This window comes from Shewanella pealeana ATCC 700345, from assembly GCF_000018285.1.
Taxonomy (GTDB): domain Bacteria; phylum Pseudomonadota; class Gammaproteobacteria; order Enterobacterales; family Shewanellaceae; genus Shewanella; species Shewanella pealeana.
Genome location: NC_009901.1, coordinates 3,833,081 through 3,856,587 on the forward strand (window position 1 = coordinate 3,833,081; position 23,507 = coordinate 3,856,587).

A 23,507-nucleotide genomic window follows, 5' to 3' on the forward strand; every position below is an offset into this window, starting at 1 on the left:
ACATTCTGGGATATTTTTAAATCCCAGCCACAATCATGAAGCATACGCCTGAGGTTCCTACAGTGCCTGACATTAAACTTTTTGCCGGTAACGCTACACCTAGTCTCGCTAAGAAGATAGCCGATCGTCTATTTTGTAAACTTGGAGACGCAGAAGTAGGCGTTTTCAGTGACGGCGAAATCAGTGTCCAAATTAATGAAAATGTACGTGGTGCGGATGTATTCATCATTCAATCTACTTGCGCTCCTACTAACGATAACCTAATGGAACTTATCGTTATGGTTGACGCGCTTCGCCGTGCATCAGCTGGTCGTATTACAGCGGTTATTCCTTACTTTGGTTACGCGCGTCAGGACCGTCGAGTTCGTAGTGCTCGTGTACCGATTACAGCTAAAGTTGTTGCCGATTTCCTATCAAGCGTTGGTGTTGACCGCGTATTGACATGTGATCTACACGCAGAGCAAATCCAAGGTTTCTTTGACGTTCCAGTTGATAACGTATTTGGTAGCCCTGTTCTACTTGAAGACATGTTAGCTAAGAACCTAGAAAACCCTGTTGTTGTTTCTCCTGATATCGGTGGCGTTGTGCGCGCTCGCGCAGTCGCTAAGCTACTTGATGACTCTGATTTAGCAATTATCGATAAGCGTCGCCCACAAGCGAACGTTGCTCAGGTTATGCATATCATTGGTGACGTTCAAGGCCGTGACTGTATCATCGTTGATGATATGATCGACACTGGCGGTACGCTATGTAAAGCTGCTGAAGCACTTAAAGAGCACGGTGCAAACCGCGTATTCGCTTACGCAACTCACCCTGTTTTCTCTGGCAACGCTGCTAAGAACATCGCTGAGTCTGTAATCGATGAAGTAATCGTAACCGATACGATTCCATTGAGCCCAGAAATTGCTGCTCTAGACAAAGTTTCACAGTTAACTATGTCTACAGTTATGGCTGAAGCTATTCGCCGTGTAAGCAACGAAGAATCAATCTCTGCAATGTTCAAGCACTAATTCATAGCAGACGCTAAAAGTTAGGCTCGTAAAAGAGAGAAAAAACGCACTCCTTGAGTGCGTTTTTTTATGCCTAAACAACTCTATTCAATATCTTCGACAAACCTACGCTTTAGCGCATCGTCTCTTACTGCTTTAGTGACGTCATAAGCGATACTGCGGCGCAGCTTCACAAGCCAACCATCAACTCTATCCATATCGACTTTACAGCTCTTTTTACCGCAATCAGGACGCGCAGCACTGATAAGTTTAACCGCAACGCTATTATCCTTTACCATCAGCTCCGTGTTTATCTTGTACGTCTTATAGTCTAAATTTGCGTATCTAATACCTGACTCATCTTTGCTAAATACCCAATGATTACGTTTAACCGCATCTGCCAGCAAGCTATCTAAATCCTTAATATAGGTGCCATAGGGGATCGGATCTTGGTAAAGCTGTAACTCACTCGCCACAACTGGCATGACGCCAACGCAGCTAACAAGTAAGCTAATTATAATTTTTCTCATCTCTTTATCCTTTTAACCTACGCTCTGTAGGCGAGCTTAAAGTCGTGCTAGCTGTTTGCTGATGCTATTTCTAAGGTTTTTAATATAGTTGTAATAGCCTCGGCTGTTCTTATAACAGATATCCTCTACCAGCTTCTTACATACATAGTCGCCAAGCGCATCATGATATTTCAGCTGCACCAATGATGCACCGTACTCAATACGCATTACGTTAGTGTCACCACGGTAGTCAAACCGGGCCAATATGTAGCCATCTCCCTCGCCTTGATACACCCACGCAAAGCCTTTAGTTACCAACATACCTTCCAAAATAGCGTAACGGACTTTATTAAGATCATCAGTCCCTGTTTCAATCTCTTGATGTACCGCTCGAATGTAACGGTTAGACGATTTAGGTTTAATATTGTCATTGATTTCAAGTGTCGTTGGTACAGCTTGAACGGCACAGCTCATTGACAATAAACACCCAAGAGATAAGGCTGTTAAAGACCTCATAGTATTCACTCCTTGAAATGATAAAGCAGAATCCTAGCATACATTTTAAGCAGAGAAGCTTCGCTGAATAAAAAATGCTAAGACAAATTGGAAAGGAGTCGAGGAGGATATATAAAACGCAGAAAACAAAAAAGCCCATCCGAAGATGGGCTTTCTTTTATATGGCTGGGGTACCAGGATTTGAACCTGGGAATGCCGAGATCAAAACCCGGTGCCTTACCGCTTGGCGATACCCCAATCAAACTTTTGCTACTAATGAAGAGTAAAGCTCATCATTATTTAAATAAATGGTACGGGAAGAGAGACTTGAACTCTCACACCTTGCGGCACCAGAACCTAAATCTGGCGTGTCTACCAATTCCACCACTCCCGCACAACATCACTTTTACATCTTGATTAAGATGACTCTATATTTTATATCCTGAGTAGGATTTTTTCCACATTCAACAGTAAAGCATTTAGCTTATACTGCAAACCATCATAGTTTAGTCATGGTTTAGAATATGGCTGGGGTACCAGGATTTGAACCTGGGAATGCCGAGATCAAAACCCGGTGCCTTACCGCTTGGCGATACCCCAATAAATCTTGTTAAATTCGATGGTACGGGAAGAGAGACTTGAACTCTCACACCTTGCGGCACCAGAACCTAAATCTGGCGTGTCTACCAATTCCACCACTCCCGCATCGAACTTTACTGCAAGTTACCTTGCTTCATCCTCATAGTTTAAGACATTAGCCTATGAACTATCAAGACAAGGTCAATTACTCAACCTTTAAAATGGCTGGGGTACCAGGATTTGAACCTGGGAATGCCGAGATCAAAACCCGGTGCCTTACCGCTTGGCGATACCCCAATCAATCTTTCTTACTCATAACCAGCCTAAGCAAGTCATGCTAAATAAATGGTACGGGAAGAGAGACTTGAACTCTCACACCTTGCGGCACCAGAACCTAAATCTGGCGTGTCTACCAATTCCACCACTCCCGCACTGCATCAGTTTTTACATCTTGATTAAGATGGTGTCTAAATATAGCGTGTCTAACTTCAACACCCACCACTTCAACACACTATCAGTTTTACATCTTGATTAAGATGGTGGTTAAGCATGGCGTGTCTAACATCAACTACCACAACTCTCACACAAAATCAGTTTTTACATCTTGATCAAGATGACTCTATTTTACATCCAGAATAAAGATGGTAGCAATGGCGGGACTTGAACCTGCGACCCCAGCATTATGAGTGCTGTGCTCTAACCAGCTGAGCTACATTGCCAAAGATGGCTGGGGTACCAGGATTTGAACCTGGGAATGCCGAGATCAAAACCCGGTGCCTTACCGCTTGGCGATACCCCAAAAATCTTGTTTTCAGTCACAAGCTTAAGCTTATCACTTGAATTAAATGGTACGGGAAGAGAGACTTGAACTCTCACACCTTGCGGCACCAGAACCTAAATCTGGCGTGTCTACCAATTCCACCACTCCCGCACTGACTCTGTTTAACATCCAGAACACGATGCTCATATTTTACATCTTGAGAAGATGGTAGCAATGGCGGGACTTGAACCTGCGACCCCAGCATTATGAGTGCTGTGCTCTAACCAGCTGAGCTACATTGCCAAAGATGGCTGGGGTACCAGGATTTGAACCTGGGAATGCCGAGATCAAAACCCGGTGCCTTACCGCTTGGCGATACCCCAAAAATCTTGCTTTCAGTTACAAGCCTAAGCTCATCACTTGAATTAAATGGTACGGGAAGAGAGACTTGAACTCTCACACCTTGCGGCACCAGAACCTAAATCTGGCGTGTCTACCAATTCCACCACTCCCGCACTGACTCTGTTTTTCATCCAGAACACGATGCTCACATTTTACATCTTGAGAAGATGGTAGCAATGGCGGGACTTGAACCTGCGACCCCAGCATTATGAGTGCTGTGCTCTAACCAGCTGAGCTACATTGCCATCTTTCTTTTCCATCCCCCTGTCTGGGGAACGGGGCGTATTATGCTTATTAGGGGGGATCAGGTCAACTGCTTTTTTTCGCAAATTTACCGAAACAGCATTGTTCGGCGATAAGTTCACCAAACTGAGCAACTGACACCCAGAAAAGCACCATTTATAAGAGAAATTTAACCTTTTTCACTCACAAACTTGTCAGTAACAATGAATTTTACACTCCAAGGTGGCTCTATTCATTTTATCAAAATCATTTTTTGTCGCTCAACACCATGGTTTAGTCGTACGAGCCGCCATTTACGATGACTAAATGACTTATGTCCATCTTCGTTCTACTGCACTTCTATTAAAAGCCGAGCGCAACCTAAGTATCCTCAATCCCTACTGATAAGCTAATACCAATCATTATAAGGTAATCTAAAAGCCCTCAGCTTGCTCGAATCGCAGCTACAAAAACGGCGACTATAATAAGTCGCCGTTTGCTTTAACGTACCGTCAGGCTTATACGTTAAATAGGAAATGCATTACATCGCCATCTTTTACGGTATAGGTCTTACCTTCTACGCGTAACTTACCCGCCTCTTTCGCGCCGGCTTCACCCTTATAAGTAATGAAGTCGTCGTAAGCCATAACTTGAGCACGGATAAAGCCACGTTCAAAGTCAGTATGGATAACACCGGCTGCCTGTGGTGCACTCGCGCCAATTCTTACAGTCCAAGCACGTACTTCTTTTACACCAGCAGTGAAATAGGTTTGTAGACTTAGTAGATCGTAACCTGCACGGATCACGCGATCAAGACCAGGCTCTTCTAGACCAAGATCTGCCATGAACTCTTCACGGTCTTCCGCGTCCATTTCAGCAAGCTCAGATTCAATGGCTGCACAAACTGCAACAACGACTGCGTTTTCTTCTGCAGCAAGTGCTTTAACAGTATCTAAGTGTGGGTTATTCTCAAAACCATCTTCAGCCACGTTAGCAATATACATGGTAGGCTTAAGCGTTAAAAAGTTTAGGTAGCCAATGGCTGCTAACTCTTCTTTAGTAAGCTCCATAGAACGTAGCATTTTGCCTTCGTCTAATACTGGACGCATTTTCTCAAGTACGGCCACTTCAAACTTAGCTTCAGTGTCGCCGCCTTTAGCACGTTTAGCTTGACGTGTAATAGCACGCTCACATGAGTCAAGGTCAGCTAACGCTAGCTCAGTGTTAATCACTTCGATATCACTTGCTGGATCTACTTTATTAGCAACGTGAACAATGTTGTCATCTTCAAAACAACGAACCACATGACCAATAGCATCGGTTTCACGGATGTTAGCTAGGAACTTGTTACCTAGACCTTCACCTTTAGATGCACCGGCAACTAGACCCGCGATGTCAACGAACTCCATAGTTGTCGCCAATACACGCTCAGGCTTAACAATTGCAGCCAATGCGTCTAGACGAGTGTCAGGTACAGGAACAACACCTGTATTAGGCTCAATTGTACAGAACGGGAAGTTTGACGCTTCGATACCAGCTTTAGTTAGTGCGTTGAAAAGTGTTGATTTACCAACGTTTGGCAGGCCTACGATGCCACATTTGAAACCCATATTGTTACCTTTAATATCAATGAATGACTTGAAGCTTTGCTCCAAGCACTTGTTTATGCTTTAAAAGAATGCAGTCTATGCATCGCCTTTGCCATATCTTGGTTGAACAAGACTTCTGTCGAACGTACCGCTTCATCAATCGCAGCGTCCATCAGTTCTTGATCTGTTGGGGAGGCCTTACTCAGCACATAATTGCTCACCTGACTCTTATCACCAGGATGGCCTATGCCGATGCGTAATCGGTAGAAGCCTTTATCATTCGCTAATTTTGCAATGATATCTTTAAGACCGTTATGACCACCGTGACCACCGCCCAACTTAAACTTTGCAACACCCGGTGGCATATCTAGCTCATCGTGCGCTACTAAAATCTCTTCTGGGGCGATGCGAAAAAAGTTCGCTAACGCCCCTACCGACTTTCCGCTTAAATTCATAAAGGTCGTCGGTATAAGTAGACGTACATCTTTACCATGCAGCGTCACTCTCGCTGTCATGCCAAAGTATTTACTGTCTAGTGTTAATGTGGCACCACAGACTCTAGCGAGTTCTTCAACGTACCACGCGCCAGCATTATGACGAGTCCGTTCATACTGCGCGCCGGGGTTTGCAAGCCCAACTATCAGTTTAATATTGCTCATAGTACCTAGTCTGTTATTGCCTAACTTAAGTTTTGCCGCCAAGCAAAATAACCCAGCAGCAAAATTAAAAACGCGACATTTTAGCACTCAAATAGCCTGCCAACAAATTATACGCAAATTTCCATTATTTTAATTTGTAACCAAGCGAACAGGCATGGTTAACTCCAGTAGAGTTATCCGATAAAAATTAGTGGTTTTGCTTAGCCGTAACGAAAAAAACCGAGTGTTTTTCACTCGGTTTTTAATCTTTAAATAGGCACTATCTTAAAAGCCCATTGCGTACCTAAGTACCTGCTTTTTAATTGGACTATCAATATTAGCAAGTTTTAGTGCGCCATTACGCAGAAGCTTAAGTGGCAGAATGTCATTACTGAAACTTGCGTAGAACAAATCCATGGTCGACATCATCAATTGATTATCACGGTACCGGCTTCGCTGATACTTAGCTAATACTTGAGAATTCCACCAGCCGTTTGTCTCTTCTAGATGTCCAGCTATGGTATTAATCAAGGCGTCGACATCTTTAAAACCTAAATTGACGCCCTGCCCTGCGAGTGGATTAATTGTATGGGCTGCGTCGCCTAAGATCACCAAGTTATCTCGGTAGTAAGTTTGCGCATGTCGGCGAGTCAGCTTAAAACTTGCCTTGTCAACAACGCTGAAGTTTCTGTCTAACCGCTCTGGAAAATATTTGTCAATCTGCGTCTTTAATGCAGAATTGTTGAGTTGGCTCAGCTGAGCAATTCTGTTGGCGTCGTCATACCAAACTAATGAAGCATTGTTATCTGGCAATGGTAATAACGATCGCGGCCCGCTTGGTGTGAACTGTTGCCAGGTAACATCTTGCTCTGCACAGGCGGTTTCAATATTAATCAGCATCGCCGATTGAGCATAGTCCCAAGCCGTAATGCCTATATTAGCCCACTGTCGCACCATAGAGTTCGCGCCATCGGCGCCAATTAACAAACGAGCCTGCAATGCATCCCCATTATCGAGCTGCACTTCAATTAAATCTTGAAGTGGGTCACGTGACATATCGGAAATTTTAACCGGGCAGAACAGAGAAATATTCTCTAGCTGCTGCATACGCTGCCAAAGAGAAAGTTGGATCAGACGATTCTCCACGATATGACCTAAATGAGAGGTGCCAATCTGGTCGCTATGAAAACGGGTGATACAGCCATCCATCTCCCACGTTTCCAGGCCTTTATAGGCAACCTTACGCATCGAGTCGAGTCCACCCAAGGCCCCAAGGCGCTCAAGCAGAGCTTCCGATGCCGCGCTGATAGCGGATACACGCAAATCCAGTGGCTGTTCGCTGTCATAAGCCTTTGGAGCAAACGCTTCGACTACTGCCACCTTTAATCCTAGCTGCCCAAGACCTATCGCTGCAGCGGCGCCGACCATGCCGCCACCGACAACCACCGCATCATATAGACTCGATTTACTACTTGTCTGTTCCACTGCTACCTGTCTCCTGACAACTGCAATCACTATTGCTTGAGAGTTTACACCTAAAGAGCGTCGTGATTGGAGGCTTTATATAAGAAAGTTTGCACTATTTGAAGCTAAGCAAAATCTCCACTCGTTAAGTTTGTAAACCAAACTCAGCTAAATATGTCGTTTGATGTCATATCTCACTCTAACGTGTACAAATGTGTCTGTACTCAGTTTTCCTCACACCTGCTTACAAACCGCAAAGCTGAGGTATAAACCTTGCCATACACTCAAGCTATCTAATGGAACATCCACTGAGGAATGAGTGAGGATATTATGAAAACAATTGCCTACGCCGTACTATCGGCAGCGTTATTAATGCCATCGATTAGCTTCGCCAATAGCAGCGACGAGCAGATGGAACGCATCACAGTCACTTACCGAACCCCGATTGAGTACGCTGTGTATCAATATACCACCGAAACTCTGCAGGCTTTTAATCAGCAAATTCGAATGGAAATTCAGCTGCAAGCTAGGATGACCAATATGCAAATGGCTAAGTCCCATGGCATTATCAGCGACACGGTCACCACAGCACTGAAGCCAGCTAAAGAGGTATTGACAAGCAAGAGAGTAAAGTCAGCCGAATAATTTCACTTTAATAACGGCTAAATGCTAGCCACAGGCTAACTTAGGCGTTAAAATGTCGCGCTATTTTTTCGGTGCTTCTAGAGTGATACAGACTGATGAGTAAAAAACTCCATATTAAAACTTGGGGCTGTCAAATGAATGAGTATGACTCATCTAAGATGGCTGATCTTCTTGACGAATACGAAGGTTACACATTAACAGACAATGCTGAAGAAGCTGACGTGCTGCTTTTAAATACCTGCTCTATTCGTGAGAAAGCACAGGAGAAAGTGTTTCATCAGCTAGGGCGCTGGAAAACATTAAAAGATAAAAAACCTGGGCTGATTATCGGCGTTGGTGGTTGTGTTGCCTCACAAGAAGGTAAGGCTATTAAGGAACGTGCTCAGTGCGTAGACCTTATTTTTGGCCCGCAAACCTTACATCGTTTACCTGAAATGATCGATCAGATCAAAGACGGTAAAAAAGCGGTTATCGACGTGAGCTTCCCAGAAGTTGAGAAGTTTGACCGTCTTCCGGAACCGCGGGCCGAAGGTCCAAGTGCTTTCGTATCAATTATGGAAGGCTGTAGCAAATACTGCTCTTTCTGTGTGGTGCCTTACACTCGTGGTGAAGAAGTTAGCCGTCCATTGGACGATGTGATTCTTGAAATCGCCCAACTCGCAGAGCAAGGCGTGCGTGAAGTTAATCTACTTGGCCAAAACGTAAACGCTTATCGTGGTGCAACCCACGATGATGAGATCTGTACTTTTGCAGAACTTTTACGTTACGTAGCTGCAATTGATGGTATTGACCGTTTACGCTTTACCACCAGCCACCCAATTGAGTTTACGCAAGATATTATTGATGTGTATGAAGACACACCAGAGCTTGTAAGCTTCTTACACTTACCAGTGCAATCAGGTTCAGACTTGATCCTAACGCAAATGAAACGTGGACACATGGCAATCGAATATAAGTCGATTATCCGCCGTTTACGTAAAGCTCGTCCAGATATCCTAATCAGCTCTGATTTCATCATCGGCTTCCCAGGTGAATCTAAGCAAGACTTCGCTGATACCATGAAGTTGATTGAAGACATACAGTTTGACCATAGCTTTAGCTTTATCTACAGCGCACGCCCAGGAACCCCAGCTGCGGATCTTCCAGATAATGTTAGTCTTGATGAGAAAAAAGAGCGTCTTGCTATCTTGCAAGACCGTATCACTCAACAAGCTATGCGTTATAGCCGTCAAATGGTCGGAACTGTACAACGCATCTTAGTTGAAGGCCCATCGGTTAAGAACCCAATGGAGCTTCGCGGCCGTACTGAAAACAGTCGTGTGGTAAACTTTGAAGGCCTGCATGAACATATCGGTAAGTTTGTCGACGTAGAGATTGTTGACGTATATACCAACTCTCTTCGCGGCGTGTTTATCCGCGGTGAAGATGAAATGGACTTGCGTCGTGATTTACGTCCATCTGACATCACTGCAAAATATAAGCAAGCTGATGACTTAGGTGTGACCTTGTTTACCCCGGCTTAATCCCCGATATTGCTAGGTTATAACACGCGAAAGGCGGCATCCTGAGATGCCGCTTTTTTCTTCTTAGTTGTAACTGGAAAATAGCATTCGCATTTATCCAGTATGGCTCGTAAACTAGCACTATTAACGTATAACAAGACCTAGATTAATGGAGTGATTTTTTGTCAAATAAGTTAACCACACTCAACCTCTACTTGGAGCCTGCAGAAACTCGCAGACTCGCGTCGCTTTGTGGCCCGTTTGATGACAACATTAAGCAGCTAGAACGTCGTATTGGCGTTGAGATTAGCTACCGAAATAATCACTTTCAAATTGTCGGTACACCGCGAAGCTGTTTGACCGCCAACAATCTATTAAAAGATCTCTATATTGAAACGCAGCCGCTTAAAGGCAGCACTCCCGATCTTGAGCCCGATGCTGTTCATATCGCCATACAAGAGGCGATAGCCTTAGATATGCAAGCGCCTCGTGATGAGAGCGAGTTATATATTAAGACTAAGCGTGGCGTGATTAAGCCACGCAATCCAAATCAGAGTGATTATGTACGTAATATCGTAACTCACGATATTACCTTCGGCATTGGTCCTGCGGGTACGGGTAAAACCTACCTAGCGGTTGCAGCTGCAGTCGATGCGTTAGAACGCCAAGAAGTGCGCCGTATCTTACTGACGCGCCCAGCGGTTGAAGCCGGAGAGAAGCTAGGCTTCCTGCCTGGTGACTTAAGCCAGAAAGTCGATCCTTATCTGCGCCCGCTATATGATGCGTTATTTGAGATGATGGGCTTTGAGAAAGTAGAACGTTTAATCGAGCGCAACGTGATTGAAGTTGCGCCACTGGCTTATATGCGCGGCCGAACGCTAAATGATGCCTTTATCATTCTCGATGAAAGCCAAAATACCACAGTTGAACAGATGAAGATGTTCCTAACCCGTATTGGATTCAACTCACGGGCGGTGATCACTGGCGATATTACCCAGATAGACTTACCTAAGCATCAAAAGTCTGGCCTGCGCCACTCAATTGAAGTGCTTGGCGAAGTCGATGAAATTAGTTTTAACTTCTTCCAAGCAAAAGATGTGGTACGTCACCCAGTTGTGGCACGCATTGTCGAGGCCTATGAAGCGTTCGAGTTAAAAGCACAATCGAGTAAAGGCAATAAAGATAGCCAATACCAATTACAGGAAATAGCCCCCCATGAGTGATAGTCAGATGGTTATCGATCTTGATGTACAAGTTGCCGTAGAAGGATTTGAGCTGCCGTCACAAGCAGAACTTGAACTTTGGGTAAAAACCGCACTCAGAGATACTATGAGTGAGGCAGAATTAACGATTCGCATCGTCGACGTTGAAGAAAGCCAAGAATTAAACATGACTTACCGTGGCAAAGACAAACCTACCAATGTTTTGTCTTTCCCGTTTGAAGCACCACCAGGCATTGAGCTACCGCTATTAGGCGATTTAGTGATTTGTGCTGCGGTAGTAGAGCAAGAAGCAATTGATCAAAACAAACCCCTACTCGCACATTGGGCACACATGGTTGTACATGGTTGCCTCCATCTGCTAGGGTATGATCATATTGAAGATGTTGAGGCTGAAGAGATGGAGTCATTAGAGACCCAACTGATTGAAAGCCTTGGTTATATTAATCCTTACAAGGAGCAATAATTGGCTCAATAGAGCCAGGAAAACACTATGAGTGACGATATCCCACCGAGTACTAACGCCTCTAAGAAGGGCTGGTTAGACAAAGTAAGTCAGTTGTTCCAGGGCGAACCGAAAAATCGCGAAGATTTAGTAGACGTAATTCACGATGCAGAAATGCGAGAAGTGATAAGCGTAGACACACGCGAAATGATTAAAGGTGTTTTAGAAGTCTCCGATCTACGTGTACGGGATATTATGATCCCACGCGCACAGATTGTGGCTATCCAAATTGACGACTCTGTAGAAGAAGTTTTATCTACCGTGATCGGTTCAGCACACTCCCGTTTTCCAGTAGTCAATGAAGACAAAGATCATGTCGAAGGCATTTTGCTTGCGAAAGACTTGCTTCAGTATGGCTTTAAAAACAACGAAGAACCATTCGAATTACGTCAAGTAATCCGACCTGCTGTCGTTGTTCCTGAGAGTAAACGTGTTGATGTGTTACTAAAGGAATTCCGCTCTCAGCGTTACCATATGGCGATTGTTGTCGATGAGTACGGCGGAGTGTCGGGCCTAGTGACGATTGAGGATATTCTCGAAGAGATCGTAGGTGATATCGAAGACGAGTTTGACCATGACTCTGCAGAAGAGACTGAAATCAAACAAGTCAGCAAGCAAGTATTCATGGTGAAAGCACTCACTCCAATCGATGACTTCAATGAAGCATTCGGTACTGAGTTTAGTGACGAAGAATTCGATACCGTTGGTGGTATGGTGTCCCATGCATTTGGCCATCTACCAGAGCGTGACGAAAAGGTCATGATCCAAGATATCGAGTTTAAAGTGGTTAACGCCGATACTCGTCGCTTGATCCAACTTAGAGTTAAACTCCCTGGTAACGGTCATAGCAATGATGAGACTGTTGCTTAGCAACTAACTTACGTTATCACGACCCAATGATGAGGCTGTATGCTGAATAAATTTCGGGCATTAGCCCATCATCCGCGTTCGAAACTGGTGCTGGCCTACGCGGCCGGCGCCATTACGGCGCTCTCCTTCGCCCCCTATTCTATTTGGCCGCTTTATCTTATTGCACTGGCTTTTGCCCTTCATCAAAGCGCGAGCCTAGCACCTAAACAAGCTTTTAAATATTGGCTCAGCTTTGGCTTTGGCTGTTTCTCTGTGGGGATCAGCTGGGTGCACGTCAGCATGGATGTCTATGGCGGCATGCCGCTTATCGCCTCAATCGCCTTAATGGCACTGCTTGCCTTGTATCTCGCGCTTTATCCTGCACTTGCAGGCTGTTTAATGCAAAGGCTTGCACCGAAGACATCGCTACTACGTAACTTACTGGTATTCCCAGCACTTTGGACCCTTACTGAATGGGCTAGAGGCTGGGTGTTAACAGGCTTTCCTTGGCTATGGGCTGGTTATAGTCAGACAGAGGGGCCACTTAAGCCTATCGCCTCTATGTTTGGCACCTTAGGTCTAAGCTTTATTGTTGCCATGCTAGCGGGAGCTATCGCGCTATTAGCCTTTAAACGCTGGCAGAGCTTAGCCATTGCGGTGCCTGTACTTGCCGCACTGACCTTTATCGCACCGTTGACCTCACAAGTCACGCCTAATGGTGAAACCATCAAGGTTGCATTAGTTCAGGGGAATATCCCACAGAGTATGAAATGGGATCCCGATGCGTTGTGGCCAACCATGCTCAAATACATGGACTTATCGCGTCCAGAGTTTTCAGCCGATCTGATCATATGGCCAGAAGCGGCAATCCCCGCTCCCGAGTATATGGTGAAGGACTTCCTCTATAACGCCAACAAAGTCGCTAATTTGAACGACACAGCCATAGTCACAGGCATTATCAGCAACCATGGCGATGCTTTTTACAATTCGCTGATTGTGCTAGGTAACTACAGTCATAAGCAGCAGTCAGAGGCCGATTATTTAGGTGATGGTAGTAACGAATTTAAGAAGCACCATCTATTACCTATCGGTGAGTTTGTCCCTTTTGAGTCGCTTTTGCGGCCATTAGCGCCATTCTTTAATCTGCCTATGTCCTCCTTTAACCGCGGCGACTTTACTCAGCCAAACCTCAATGCGGTGGGCCATCAGATATCACCTGCCATTTGCTACGAAATTGCTTTTCCAGAGCAGTTACGTGCCAATATGAATGACAATACCGACCTGCTTCTAACAGTCTCCAACGATGCTTGGTTTGGCACCTCTAATGGTCCATTGCAACATATGGAGATTGCTCAGATGCGTTCGGTAGAGTTAGGCCGACCACTAGTGCGTGCAACCAATAACGGCGTGACAGCCGTGGTCGATGAGGAAGGTAATATTACTCAGCAGTTGCCGCAGTTTGAAGCTGGTGTTCTGGTTGCTGATATAGCGTTAATGAAAGGACACACACTGTTCACCACTATTGGGCAGTGGCCAGTATTGATTTTGAGCTTTTTAATCGCCCTAGCTGCTGCAATTAGGAAGAAGGTGCTGTGATTTGGAAGAAAATCCAGTAATGAGCAGCGACTAATACCAATCAATAAAAAAATATCGACAAGCTACAGCCACCCGCCCGTGAGCAAAAACTAAGAAGAGGTGGCTGTTAGCTGATTTTTCGCGGCTTGTGTTAAGCCCCCTATAGCTAACTAATACTAAGTGCTAGTATCACTAAGGCGCTAACGCTTCTCGAGTAAACTCATTATTATCGCACTCGGTACAGTCTGAAAGCACACCTGGGAATTCGATCTTTGATTCATGCCCACAGGCGGTACATACCATAGTCCCCTGGCCGACAATCTCGCCACTTTCATAATAACCGTGGTGTTTAAAGTCCTGTGCCACCTCATGCCATTCAAGTTGACTGCGATCGGTTATTTCACTTAACCAGTGCCATAAGGTGTTCTCAACCGTAATCATAGTCGGGCTATGGCTCAGATCGGTGGCATTTTGTTCCTGTAAGAAACTTGCTATGTCACGTTTCAAAAATTGTTCGACTAAAGCTAACTCTTCTTGCTTTGCGTGCTGCTTTAATGCCAAGTATTGTTTACTCACCTGCACCTGCTTGTACAAACTCTTTACAGTCAATGAGTTATCATCTTTATACTGAGATTTTATATGCTCAATAAGTGCCTCATAAAGCGAAAGTAGCGCAGTACTTTGTTCACTCATGGTAAATACTCCTTCAACGAACCTTTTTAATGACTCACTTCTAGTTTATTCTATGCCGATATAACTCGCGCTGAAATAGCGCTAGATCAAACAATGGGCGGCATAGCCGGAAATAGATTGATGCAAGAGCAATATACTCCTTCAGAAATTGAAGCTAAAGTGCAGCAGCACTGGCAAGACACAAAAACATTTGAAGTCACCGAAGACGAAAACAAAGAAAAGTTTTACTGCCTTTCTATGTTCCCGTACCCATCGGGCCGACTGCACATGGGTCACGTACGTAACTACACCATAGGCGATGTTGTGTCTCGTTACCAACGTCTGCAAGGTAAAAACGTGCTTCAACCTATTGGTTGGGACTCTTTCGGTCTTCCAGCTGAAAACGCGGCTATCAAAAACAACACCGCGCCTGCACCTTGGACTTACGAAAATATCGATTACATGAAAAACCAGCTAAAAATGCTAGGTTTTGGTTATGACTGGTCACGTGAAATCGCTACTTGTACCCCTGAATACTACCGCTGGGAACAGTGGTTCTTCACTAAGCTTTATGAAAAAGGCCTAGTGTACAAGAAGACCTCATCAGTTAACTGGTGTCCAAACGATGAAACCGTACTTGCAAACGAGCAGGTTATCGACGGTTGCTGCTGGCGCTGTGATACCACTGTGGAGCAAAAAGAGATCCCACAGTGGTTTATCAAGATCACTGAGTACGCGGAAGAGCTACTTAACGACATCGATACGCTAGAAGAGTGGCCTGAGCAAGTTAAGACCATGCAGCGTAACTGGATTGGTCGTAGTGAAGGTATTGAGATGACGTTCCAGGTTGCAGGCAGCGACCAGAGCTTTGATATCTACACCACTCGTCCTGATACAGTAATGGGCGTGACTTATGTTGCTATTGCAGCTGGTCACCCATTAGCTGAGCAAGCAGCTATCAATAACCCAGCTTTAGTTGAGTTTATTGAAGAGTGTAAAAACGCTGATACCACTGAAGCTGCTATGGCTGCAATGGAAAAGAAAGGTGTTGCTACAGGTCTTAATGCTATCCACCCAATCACTGGCAAAGAAGTGCCAATCTGGGTAGGTAACTTCGTACTGATGAACTACGGTACTGGCGCCGTAATGTCTGTTCCTGCTCACGATCAACGTGACTACGAGTTCGCCAAGAAGTACGGCCTAAACATCGAAGCCGTTATTAAGCCTGTTGACGGAGAAGTCGACATTAGCGAAGAAGCATACACTGAGAAAGGTGTACTGTTTAACTCTGCTGAGTTTGATGGGCTAGATTTCCAAGCGGCGTTTGATGCAATTGATGCCAAGTTAACTGCTGAAGGTAAAGGTAAGCGACAAGTTAACTTCCGTCTACGTGACTGGGGTGTTTCACGTCAGCGTTACTGGGGTGCACCAATTCCAATGGTGACTTTGGCCGATGGCACAGTAATGCCAACACCAGAAGATCAACTACCCGTAATATTGCCTGAAGATGTGGTTATGGATGGCATCCAAAGCCCAATCAAATCAGATAAAGAGTGGGCTAAGACCACTATTAACGGCCAAGAAGCATTCCGTGAAACCGATACCTTCGATACCTTTATGGAATCATCTTGGTACTACGCGCGTTACTGTAGCCCGCATGCTGATGAAATGCTTGATCCAGCAAAAGCTAACTACTGGTTGCCAGTGGATCAATACATTGGTGGTATCGAGCATGCTTGTATGCACCTATTGTACTTCCGCTTCTTCCACAAGTTGCTGCGTGACACAGGCCTAGTGAACTCTAACGAGCCAGCTAAGCGTCTACTGACTCAAGGTATGGTACTGGCTGATGCTTATTACTATAACAATGAGAAAGGTGCACGCGTTTGGGTTGCACCATCTGATGTAACAGTACAAGAGACAGACGACAAAGGCCGTACCGTTAAAGCGGTAGACAGCGAAGGTCATGAACTGGTTTACACCGGTATGAGCAAGATGTCTAAGTCTAAGAACAACGGTATCGACCCACAAGAGATGGTTGATAAGTACGGCGCTGATACTGTGCGTCTATTTATGATGTTCGCAGCGCCACCAGAGCTAACTCTTGAATGGCAAGAGTCTAGTGTTGAAGGTGCACACCGCTTTATTAAGCGTTTGTGGAAAACAGCACACGACCATATTGCTAACGGCACAACTGCTGAGCTTGATGTTAAGTCACTAAATGCTGCTCAAAAAGAGCTACGTCGTGAACTTCATAAGACGATTGCAAAAGTCGGTGATGATATCGAACGTCGTCAGATGTTCAACACCGCTATCGCATCGATTATGGAATTGATGAACCGTCTACAGAAGGCACCATCAGAAACGGATCAAGACAAGGCACTAATGCAAGAAGCCTTGAATGCAGTTATCCGCTTGCTTTATCCAATTATTCCACACACTTGTTTTGTGCTATGGAATGAGCTTGGTAACCAAGGGGCAATTGAAGAGGTACTTTGGCCAGAAGTTGACGAGTCAGCACTAGTTGAAGATAGCAAGCTAATCATCGTTCAAGTTAACGGTAAATTGCGCGCTAAGATCACAGTTGCTGCAGATGCTAGCAAAGAAGAAGTTGAAGCTGCGGGTATGGCCGAAGAAGGCGTGGTTAAGCACACCGAAGACAAAACCGTTCGCAAGGTTATCTACGTACCGGGCAAGCTGCTCAATATCGTAGCTAACTAATCTTCGTAAACAAGGAAGACTAAACAAAGCTTATGCTAATTAAACGCATACTTTTGGCAACCTTGGCACTGAGCGTATTGCTCAGTGCCGGTTGCGGCTTTAGACTTCAGGGTAGCTACTCGATTCCTGAGCAGCTACAAACCTTGAGTCTTAGCAGCCAAGACGAATACAGCGAGCTGACACGCTTAGTACGTGAGCGCTTACGTTTGAACCGCATTGCAGTCGTTGCTCCAGCAGAAGATCTTCCAGCTCTGCGGATTATTAGTGACTCGCTGGACCGTTCGACTCTATCTATCTATCCAACGGGTAACGTAGCCGAATATGAGCTTATCTATCAGGTCACCTTCTCGGTACAACTGCCAGGCGATGAGTCTCAACGTTTCGATGTAGCGATTCACCGTGACTACCTCGATGATCCCCGCACTGCATTAGCAAAAAGCCGAGAGATGGAGCTATTGCTAAAAGAGATGCGCATTCAAGCAGCCGACCGCATTATTCAAACTTTGGCCGCGACTGAGGTTAATTGATGCGGATCTACCCAGATCAGTTAGCGCGTCAGCTTTCTCCACTGCCTCAATGTTGCCTTATTTTTGGTGATGATCCTTGGTTGTGTGAGCAGAGCCGCGCAGCCCTTCACTCTGAAGCCAAGCGCCAAGGTTTCGAAGAAAAAATCCAACTGAGCCAAGAGACGGGTTTTAGCTGGAATGAATTGTTCGAACAGTGGCAAGCGATGAGCTTGTTTTCGAGCCGTCGTATCATTGAGTTAACTCTTCCCCAAGCAAAACCTGGCACCGACGGCAGCGCCATGCTGCAAACGTTAATGCAGATGGATAATCCAGATGTGTTACTGATCTTAACCGGCCCAAAACTTGCGGCAGAGCAAACCAAGAGTAAATGGTTTAAGAGTCTAGATGCTAAAGGCATATATGTGCCTTGCGCGACCCCAGAAGGCGCACAATTTCAGCGTTGGTTAGACGGCCGTATCAATTACTATGGCTTATCGCTAGCAAGGGATCCTCGTGAGATGCTGTTTGCACTTTACGAAGGTAACCTGCTCGCCGCCGATCAAGCACTGCAGTTACTGCAACTATTGAGCCCTACAGCGCCCATTGATTGCGAGCAATTAAGCCAATACTTTGAAGATCAATCGCGCTTTAGTGTGTTTCAACTCACCGATGCGATGCTCAACAACCAACAAGATAAAGCTCAGCACATTCTATCGCAGTTAAAAAGCGAAGGGGTTGCCATGCCAATTATCCTCTGGTCGTTATTTAAAGAGCTTGCGGTGCTGCTACAACTGAAAACAGCACAAGACAAGCGTGAGTCTTTACAAGGGCTTTGGTGCAAGTTACGTATTTGGGATAAACGTAAACCTATCTACCAGAATGCCTTGAACCGTCTAGAGCTCACTCATATTGAAACCTTACTTGCCGGAGCCTCTGCTATCGAGCTAAAGCTAAAGCAGCAAGGAATAGAAGATTGGACAGGGCTAAGCCATATCAGCTTATTGTTCGATGCCAAGGCCCATAACAAGCTGGCACATATCGCGTTAGACTAATGAAAATAGGCATTTTAGGTGGCACATTCGACCCGATCCACTTTGGCCATATCCGTCCGGCCCAAGAGGTGAAGCAGCAGCTTAAGTTAGATGAGGTTTGGTTAATGCCAAACCACATCCCGCCCCATAAGCAAGGTACCCACGTTTCTAGTCAAGCTCGGCTCGCCATGGCAGAACTTATCGCCGATGAGTTCCCCTGCTTCAAAGTGTGCGATATTGAGGCTAAGCGAGACACTCCCTCCTATAGCGCAATGACGTTAACCCAGCTCACTAAGATTTATCCTCAGCATGAATTCTATTTCATCATGGGAATGGACTCATTTTTAAGCTTTACTCGTTGGCATGAGTGGCAACAGCTGTTTGGCCTGTGCCATCTAGTCGTCTGTAAGCGTCCTGGATGGCTGCTTGATGATAAAGATCCAATGCAAAAGATCTTAACCCCACGACTCCATGATGTCGCTAGGCCTTTACCAGCCAAGTCTGGCAAGATCTTTATGGTCGATATCACACAGCAAGATATCTCTTCAACTCAGGTGCGACAGCAACTGATGCAAGGCATAATGCCTAGTGCCGTACTCCCTACTTCTATTCAAGAGTACATCCGACACAATCGTCTTTATCGAGGCGACTCATCAACGAAAACCGATTAAAGCCTAATCAAACCCAGATATTTATGCCAATAGCTATTAATCTGGATTTGAAATACTGCTATACTATCGCGCTGTCTTAAAATTAATGGGGTACCAGCGTGGAAAGCGCAGAGTTAAAGCAATTTGTAATCGATAAGGTTGAAGACCTTAAAGCAAAAGATATCGTTGTAATGGACGTATCAGAGAAATCTAACATCGCCGACTTTATGGTTGTATGTACGGGTAACTCAAAAACACACGTTAAAGCAATCGCTGAAAATCTAGTGGTTGAATCTAAGCGTGCAGGTCTGACAATTCTAGGTGTCGAAGGCCGCGAAAGCAGTGAATGGGTTCTTGTGGACCTAGGCGATGTCATCATGCATGTTATGCAAGATCAAACTCGCGATTTCTACCAGCTTGAAAAACTTTGGTCAGAAAAGCCTGAGTAATGAAGATTCAGTTAGTCGCAGTTGGAACCCGCATGCCAGATTGGGTTGAAACAGGTTTCAAAGAATATCAGCGCCGCTTTCCTCGAGATATGGCGCTTGAATTAGTTGAGATCCCTGCTGGCAAACGCGGTAAAAATGCCGATATAGCTCGCATTCTCCAAAAAGAGGGCGAGTTAATGTTGGCGGCGATCCCGAAAGGGAATCATATCGTCAGCTTAGACTTACCGGGCAAAAACCTCACAACACCGCAATTAGCAGAGCAGATGAACAAATGGCTACTCGATGGCCGCGATGTTAGCTTGTTAATTGGAGGCCCAGAAGGTTTATCTCCTGAGTGCAAAAAAGCCGCAGCGCAAAGCTGGTGCTTATCAGCCTTAACCCTACCTCATCCTTTGGTACGCGTGATTGTTGCCGAAAGCCTTTATCGTGGCTGGAGCATTAACAATAATCATCCCTATCATAGAGAATAATATCGAATCACTATTTGGTTAGACTGACCTTAACAGGACTGGCATATGTGCTTGGCACCCTTTTTTAAGCAGGAGAGAATGTAAGTGTCCCCTAGAAAGCGCATAACCATGAATGACCATGCGGCCGAGGCGTCGCTGTTTAAGAGTCGGGCCCTGTTTACTTTTTTAAGTGTTATTATCCTGCTGAGTCTGTTGCTGGTTAATCTTTATAATCTGCAAATCACCTCTTTTAAAGACTATGAAACCCGCTCAAACGATAATCGTATTCGTGTGGTTCCAGTAGCCCCCAGCCGTGGCCTGATCTACGATCGACACGGGCAACTACTTGCCGAAAACCAGCCTTTTTTCTCGCTAGAAATGGTCCCTGAAAAGGTCAAAAATGTCAGCGACACCTTAGATGAACTCAGTCAAGTGATCGACTTGTCCGCCGATGAAAAAGCCAATGTGCTCGACGCACTCAAGTATCATCGCCGATTTAAACCTCTGACAATAAAGAACAAGCTCACCGAAGAGCAAGTGGCTGAATTCAGCGTCAACCAACACCGCTTTCCAGGCTTATCTGTCGAAGCAGGCCTAAAGCGCCATTATCCTTATAATGGCTTGATGACCCATGCCCTCGGTTATGTCGGCAAGATTAACAGCCGAGATCAAGAATCCCTTATTCGCAATGACCTATGGGGAAACTATGCGGCGACAAAAGATATCGGTAAACAAGGCATAGAAAAGTTTTACGAAAGTTTACTGTTAGGTAAGCCTGGGCACCTCGAAGAGGAGGTCAATAACCGTGGTCGTACTATTCGCACCCTGAAAGCTGTACCACCTGAACCGGGGCAGGATATCTACCTAACGTTAGATCTAAAGTTGCAGCAAAAAGCATTAGAATTACTTAACGGTCGACGCGGCTCTATTGTTGCAATCGACCCTCGTGACGGCGGTATTTTGGCTCTTGTATCTAGCCCTACCTACGATCCAAACCTATTCGTTCACGGCATCAGCAGCAAAGCCTATAGTGAGCTTTTAAACTCTAAGTCTAAACCACTTATTAATCGCGCCACTCAAGGGCAATATGCACCAGCATCAACGGTAAAACCACATTTAGCGCTACTAGGTTTAGAAAATAAAACCGTCACCCCAAAAACTCGTATTTGGGATCCAGGTTTTTGGCAGATCCCCGGTGTTGAACGTAAGTACCGTGACTGGAAACGCTGGGGTCACGGCTGGGTCGATGTAAATAGCGCTATTGTAAGCTCCTGTGACACCTATTTTTATGACTTAGCCTATAAGACTGGTGTCGACTCGATAGCCAACTTTATGGAGCCCTTTGGTTTTGGTGAACGTACTGGCGTCGATATCTTCGAAGAGTCAGCTGGTATTATGCCGTCGAAAGACTGGAAACGCCTACGTTACAACCAACCTTGGTATATCGGTGACACCATCTCAGTAGGGATTGGACAGGGCTACTGGACAACCACACCATTGCAACTTGCCAATGCCACCGCAATTCTAGCGAACAACGGGCGCCGTTTTGTGCCACATTTTTTAAAGTCTATTCAAGATCAGACTGCTAAAATCGACACGCCACCCGATGAGTTGCCACCCATCGAATTAAATGATCCTAATAACTGGAAAATCATCAACGAAGCGATGCGCGATACCGCACATAAGTCACGCTTCACTGACGCTCGTTATACTGCCGCGATGAAGACAGGTACAGCGCAGGTATTTAGTGTTGCCCAAGACGCTGAGTATGATGCAGATAACATTGATGAACGCTTACGTGATAACGCATTAATTATCGCTTATGCCCCTTATGAGAACCCAAAGATTGTACTCGCTGTCGTACTTGAGAATGCTGGTTGGGGCGGTGTAAACGCAGGCCCCGTAGCTCGCGCCTTGTTAGACGAGTATTTATTAAGAGATTCATGGGATAAGACTAAATGAGTGCACACAATCACCGCCCAAATATCTGGCAGCGTCTACACATAGACCTACCTCTGCTGTTAGGCCTTTTAGCACTAATGGCCTTTGGTCTAGTCGTTATCTACTCGGCCGGTGGTGAAGACTTAGCCCTGATGGACAGACAACTGTTTCGCATGGGCTTGTCGCTATTAGTGATGTTTACCGTGGCACAGATAAACCCGGAAGTACTCAGACGCTGGGCCTTCCCCATCTATCTAGCCGGAATCGTTTTGCTGATAGGTGTGCATTTTTTTGGTGAGATCAATAAGGGCGCTCAGCGCTGGCTAAACCTTGGATTTATGGAGTTTCAGCCATCTGAGCTGATTAAGCTCGCCTTCCCAATCACCATGGCTTGGTACATTAGTAAGTTCCCTTTGCCGCCAAAGAAACGCTACCTCGCGGGCGCTGGCGTCATCTTACTGGTACCTACCCTACTTATCGCTAAACAACCAGATCTAGGGACCTCGATTCTCGTTGCAGCATCTGGGATCTTCGTGCTGTTTTTATCCGGTATGAGCTGGCGCATTGTGGGTGGTTTTATCGGTAGTGCGTTAGCAATGTTGCCCGTACTCTGGTTCTTCTTGATGCACGATTATCAGCGTACTAGAGTGCTCACTCTACTTGACCCAGAGAAAGATCCTCTCGGTGCTGGCTACCATATTATTCAGTCCAAGATTGCCATCGGTTCCGGCGGTTTATGGGGTAAAGGCTGGCTGCAAGGCACGCAGTCACAACTCGAATTCTTGCCCGAACGCCATACCGACTTTATCTTCGCCGTTATTGGTGAAGAGTTTGGCCTCATTGGTGCTTTATTACTACTGTCACTCTATATCTACGTCATTGGCCGCGGATTAGTTATTGCCTCCCGCGCACAAACCAGCTTTGCCCGCTTGCTTGCCGGCAGTATTACCCTAACCTTCTTCGTGTATATTTTTGTTAATATCGGTATGGTTTCAGGGCTTTTACCCGTAGTGGGTGTACCTCTGCCACTAATCAGTTATGGTGGTACCTCGATGCTGACATTGATGACAGGTTTTGGCATCTTAATGAGTATTCATACCCATAGACGCTTTATTGATAGATAGCGACTAGTTCAAGCCATTTGA

At 45.4% G+C, this 23,507-nt stretch carries 21 protein-coding genes and 13 tRNA genes; 15 read left to right on the plus strand and 19 right to left on the minus strand.

Translation table 11 applies throughout. The features are described from left to right. The first annotated feature begins 62 nt into the window (after positions 1 to 62). The gene (locus SPEA_RS16470) at positions 63 to 1,010 is read left to right on the plus strand and encodes a ribose-phosphate pyrophosphokinase (RefSeq protein WP_028769213.1); all 948 of its coding nucleotides are present in this window, start codon (positions 63 to 65) and stop codon (positions 1,008 to 1,010) included. Positions 1,011 to 1,093: 83 nt separating this feature from the next. Here the strand turns inward: SPEA_RS16470 and SPEA_RS16475 are convergent, their stop codons facing one another. From SPEA_RS16475 to SPEA_RS16560, 18 genes are all read right to left on the minus strand, one after another. Next, on the minus strand, positions 1,094 to 1,519 hold the full coding sequence (locus SPEA_RS16475) for a hypothetical protein (RefSeq protein ID WP_012156349.1): 426 nt from the start codon (positions 1,517 to 1,519) through the stop codon (positions 1,094 to 1,096). A gap of 36 nt (positions 1,520 to 1,555) precedes the next feature. Further along, a complete protein-coding gene (locus SPEA_RS16480) occupies positions 1,556 to 2,014 on the minus strand; it encodes a hypothetical protein (RefSeq protein ID WP_041411047.1) in 459 nt (152 codons plus the stop codon). A gap of 162 nt (positions 2,015 to 2,176) precedes the next feature. Then, positions 2,177 to 2,251: transfer RNA gene (locus SPEA_RS16485), tRNA-Gln, on the minus strand. Between the two features lie 51 nt (positions 2,252 to 2,302). After that, positions 2,303 to 2,387: transfer RNA gene (locus SPEA_RS16490), tRNA-Leu, on the minus strand. Between the two features lie 131 nt (positions 2,388 to 2,518). Then, positions 2,519 to 2,593: transfer RNA gene (locus tag SPEA_RS16495), tRNA-Gln, on the minus strand. Between the two features lie 20 nt (positions 2,594 to 2,613). Continuing rightward, positions 2,614 to 2,698 (minus strand) — tRNA-Leu (locus tag SPEA_RS16500). 96 nt (positions 2,699 to 2,794) lie between these two features. Then, a tRNA-Gln gene (locus tag SPEA_RS16505) sits at positions 2,795 to 2,869 on the minus strand. Positions 2,870 to 2,918: 49 nt separating this feature from the next. Continuing rightward, a tRNA-Leu gene (locus tag SPEA_RS16510) sits at positions 2,919 to 3,003 on the minus strand. Positions 3,004 to 3,214: 211 nt separating this feature from the next. After that, a tRNA-Met gene (locus tag SPEA_RS16515) sits at positions 3,215 to 3,291 on the minus strand. 5 nt (positions 3,292 to 3,296) lie between these two features. Next, a tRNA-Gln gene (locus SPEA_RS16520) sits at positions 3,297 to 3,371 on the minus strand. 47 nt (positions 3,372 to 3,418) lie between these two features. Then, a tRNA-Leu gene (locus tag SPEA_RS16525) sits at positions 3,419 to 3,503 on the minus strand. A gap of 55 nt (positions 3,504 to 3,558) precedes the next feature. Next, positions 3,559 to 3,635 (minus strand) — tRNA-Met (locus SPEA_RS16530). Between the two features lie 5 nt (positions 3,636 to 3,640). Continuing rightward, positions 3,641 to 3,715 (minus strand) — tRNA-Gln (locus SPEA_RS16535). Positions 3,716 to 3,762: 47 nt separating this feature from the next. Next, positions 3,763 to 3,847: transfer RNA gene (locus SPEA_RS16540), tRNA-Leu, on the minus strand. A 55-nt stretch (positions 3,848 to 3,902) separates the two neighbouring features. Next, positions 3,903 to 3,979: transfer RNA gene (locus SPEA_RS16545), tRNA-Met, on the minus strand. Positions 3,980 to 4,474: 495 nt separating this feature from the next. Next, entirely contained in the window at positions 4,475 to 5,566 is a 1,092-nt protein-coding gene (gene ychF / locus SPEA_RS16550; protein ID WP_012156351.1) for a redox-regulated ATPase YchF, read from the minus strand. Between the two features lie 53 nt (positions 5,567 to 5,619). Then, positions 5,620 to 6,204, minus strand: coding sequence for an aminoacyl-tRNA hydrolase (gene pth, locus SPEA_RS16555; protein WP_041411592.1), 585 nt, complete (start codon positions 6,202 to 6,204; stop codon positions 5,620 to 5,622). Positions 6,205 to 6,468: 264 nt separating this feature from the next. Next, on the minus strand, positions 6,469 to 7,611 hold the full coding sequence (locus tag SPEA_RS16560) for an FAD-dependent monooxygenase (protein WP_398353686.1): 1,143 nt from the start codon (positions 7,609 to 7,611) through the stop codon (positions 6,469 to 6,471). A 366-nt stretch (positions 7,612 to 7,977) separates the two neighbouring features. Here SPEA_RS16560 and SPEA_RS16565 point away from each other — a divergent pair, with 366 nt between their 5' ends. From SPEA_RS16565 to lnt, 6 genes are all read left to right on the plus strand, one after another. Continuing rightward, positions 7,978 to 8,292, plus strand: a complete 315-nt coding sequence (locus tag SPEA_RS16565) for a hypothetical protein (RefSeq protein WP_012156354.1) — start codon at positions 7,978 to 7,980, stop codon at positions 8,290 to 8,292. 95 nt (positions 8,293 to 8,387) lie between these two features. Then, on the plus strand, positions 8,388 to 9,815 hold the full coding sequence (gene miaB, locus SPEA_RS16570) for a tRNA (N6-isopentenyl adenosine(37)-C2)-methylthiotransferase MiaB (protein ID WP_012156355.1): 1,428 nt from the start codon (positions 8,388 to 8,390) through the stop codon (positions 9,813 to 9,815). Positions 9,816 to 9,976: 161 nt separating this feature from the next. Next, positions 9,977 to 11,017 carry a PhoH family protein gene (locus tag SPEA_RS16575; protein ID WP_012156356.1) on the plus strand — a complete coding sequence of 347 codons (1,041 nt, stop codon included), beginning with the start codon at positions 9,977 to 9,979 and terminating at the stop codon, positions 11,015 to 11,017. After that, positions 11,010 to 11,480 (plus strand): rRNA maturation RNase YbeY, encoded by a 471-nt coding sequence (gene ybeY, locus SPEA_RS16580; RefSeq protein WP_012156357.1) that lies wholly within the window; start codon positions 11,010 to 11,012, stop codon positions 11,478 to 11,480. Before SPEA_RS16575 ends, ybeY begins: the two co-directional genes overlap by 8 nt. A gap of 27 nt (positions 11,481 to 11,507) precedes the next feature. After that, positions 11,508 to 12,389 carry a CNNM family magnesium/cobalt transport protein CorC gene (gene corC / locus SPEA_RS16585; RefSeq protein ID WP_012156358.1) on the plus strand — a complete coding sequence of 294 codons (882 nt, stop codon included), beginning with the start codon at positions 11,508 to 11,510 and terminating at the stop codon, positions 12,387 to 12,389. Between the two features lie 39 nt (positions 12,390 to 12,428). Beyond that, positions 12,429 to 13,964: an apolipoprotein N-acyltransferase gene (gene lnt / locus SPEA_RS16590; RefSeq protein ID WP_012156359.1), complete on the plus strand. Its 1,536-nt coding sequence runs from the start codon at positions 12,429 to 12,431 to the stop codon at positions 13,962 to 13,964. A 171-nt stretch (positions 13,965 to 14,135) separates the two neighbouring features. Here lnt and SPEA_RS16595 read toward each other — a convergent pair whose 3' ends face one another. Further along, on the minus strand, positions 14,136 to 14,636 hold the full coding sequence (locus SPEA_RS16595; protein WP_012156360.1) for a zinc ribbon-containing protein: 501 nt from the start codon (positions 14,634 to 14,636) through the stop codon (positions 14,136 to 14,138). A gap of 120 nt (positions 14,637 to 14,756) precedes the next feature. Between SPEA_RS16595 and leuS the strand changes: the two genes are divergently transcribed. The 8 genes from leuS (at position 14,757) to rodA (ending at position 23,486) form a co-directional block, all read left to right on the plus strand. Continuing rightward, a complete protein-coding gene (gene leuS / locus SPEA_RS16600) occupies positions 14,757 to 17,336 on the plus strand; it encodes a leucine--tRNA ligase (protein ID WP_041411594.1) in 2,580 nt (859 codons plus the stop codon). Positions 17,337 to 17,368: 32 nt separating this feature from the next. Continuing rightward, positions 17,369 to 17,863, plus strand: a complete 495-nt coding sequence (locus SPEA_RS16605) for an LPS-assembly lipoprotein LptE (RefSeq protein WP_012156362.1) — start codon at positions 17,369 to 17,371, stop codon at positions 17,861 to 17,863. Further along, positions 17,863 to 18,894 carry a DNA polymerase III subunit delta gene (holA, locus tag SPEA_RS16610; protein WP_012156363.1) on the plus strand — a complete coding sequence of 344 codons (1,032 nt, stop codon included), beginning with the start codon at positions 17,863 to 17,865 and terminating at the stop codon, positions 18,892 to 18,894. The genes SPEA_RS16605 and holA overlap by 1 nt, the downstream gene beginning before the upstream one ends. Beyond that, a complete protein-coding gene (nadD, locus tag SPEA_RS16615) occupies positions 18,894 to 19,544 on the plus strand; it encodes a nicotinate-nucleotide adenylyltransferase (protein ID WP_012156364.1) in 651 nt (216 codons plus the stop codon). Before holA ends, nadD begins: the two co-directional genes overlap by 1 nt. A 98-nt stretch (positions 19,545 to 19,642) precedes the next feature. Continuing rightward, the gene (gene rsfS / locus SPEA_RS16620; RefSeq protein ID WP_012156365.1) at positions 19,643 to 19,972 is read left to right on the plus strand and encodes a ribosome silencing factor; all 330 of its coding nucleotides are present in this window, start codon (positions 19,643 to 19,645) and stop codon (positions 19,970 to 19,972) included. Next, positions 19,972 to 20,442, plus strand: a complete 471-nt coding sequence (rlmH, locus tag SPEA_RS16625) for a 23S rRNA (pseudouridine(1915)-N(3))-methyltransferase RlmH (RefSeq protein WP_012156366.1) — start codon at positions 19,972 to 19,974, stop codon at positions 20,440 to 20,442. The genes rsfS and rlmH overlap by 1 nt, the downstream gene beginning before the upstream one ends. Positions 20,443 to 20,526: 84 nt before the next feature. Continuing rightward, entirely contained in the window at positions 20,527 to 22,383 is a 1,857-nt protein-coding gene (gene mrdA / locus SPEA_RS16630) for a penicillin-binding protein 2 (RefSeq protein ID WP_012156367.1), read from the plus strand. Next, positions 22,380 to 23,486, plus strand: a complete 1,107-nt coding sequence (gene rodA, locus SPEA_RS16635; protein ID WP_012156368.1) for a rod shape-determining protein RodA — start codon at positions 22,380 to 22,382, stop codon at positions 23,484 to 23,486. Before mrdA ends, rodA begins: the two co-directional genes overlap by 4 nt. Positions 23,487 to 23,507 lie beyond the last annotated feature (21 nt).

Bases quoted from the DNA above. Each gene is read 5' to 3' on its own strand.
- leuS (WP_041411594.1), top strand. From the start codon at position 14,757: ATGCAAGAGCAATATACTCCTTCAGAAATTGAAGCTAAAGTGCAGCAG.
- lnt (WP_012156359.1), top strand. From the start codon at position 12,429: ATGCTGAATAAATTTCGGGCATTAGCCCATCATCCGCGTTCGAAACTG.
- ybeY (WP_012156357.1), top strand. From the start codon at position 11,010: ATGAGTGATAGTCAGATGGTTATCGATCTTGATGTACAAGTTGCCGTA.
- pth (WP_041411592.1), bottom strand. From the start codon at position 6,204: ATGAGCAATATTAAACTGATAGTTGGGCTTGCAAACCCCGGCGCGCAG.
- SPEA_RS16560 (WP_398353686.1), bottom strand. From the start codon at position 7,611: ATGGTCGGCGCCGCTGCAGCGATAGGTCTTGGGCAGCTAGGATTAAAG.
- miaB (WP_012156355.1), top strand. From the start codon at position 8,388: ATGAGTAAAAAACTCCATATTAAAACTTGGGGCTGTCAAATGAATGAG.
- SPEA_RS16475 (WP_012156349.1), bottom strand. From the start codon at position 1,519: ATGAGAAAAATTATAATTAGCTTACTTGTTAGCTGCGTTGGCGTCATG.
- corC (WP_012156358.1), top strand. From the start codon at position 11,508: ATGAGTGACGATATCCCACCGAGTACTAACGCCTCTAAGAAGGGCTGG.
- SPEA_RS16480 (WP_041411047.1), bottom strand. From the start codon at position 2,014: ATGAGGTCTTTAACAGCCTTATCTCTTGGGTGTTTATTGTCAATGAGC.
- SPEA_RS16595 (WP_012156360.1), bottom strand. From the start codon at position 14,636: ATGAGTGAACAAAGTACTGCGCTACTTTCGCTTTATGAGGCACTTATT.
- holA (WP_012156363.1), top strand. From the start codon at position 17,863: ATGCGGATCTACCCAGATCAGTTAGCGCGTCAGCTTTCTCCACTGCCT.
- nadD (WP_012156364.1), top strand. From the start codon at position 18,894: ATGAAAATAGGCATTTTAGGTGGCACATTCGACCCGATCCACTTTGGC.
- SPEA_RS16605 (WP_012156362.1), top strand. From the start codon at position 17,369: ATGCTAATTAAACGCATACTTTTGGCAACCTTGGCACTGAGCGTATTG.
- ychF (WP_012156351.1), bottom strand. From the start codon at position 5,566: ATGGGTTTCAAATGTGGCATCGTAGGCCTGCCAAACGTTGGTAAATCA.
- SPEA_RS16565 (WP_012156354.1), top strand. From the start codon at position 7,978: ATGAAAACAATTGCCTACGCCGTACTATCGGCAGCGTTATTAATGCCA.
- rodA (WP_012156368.1), top strand. From the start codon at position 22,380: ATGAGTGCACACAATCACCGCCCAAATATCTGGCAGCGTCTACACATA.
- rlmH (WP_012156366.1), top strand. From the start codon at position 19,972: ATGAAGATTCAGTTAGTCGCAGTTGGAACCCGCATGCCAGATTGGGTT.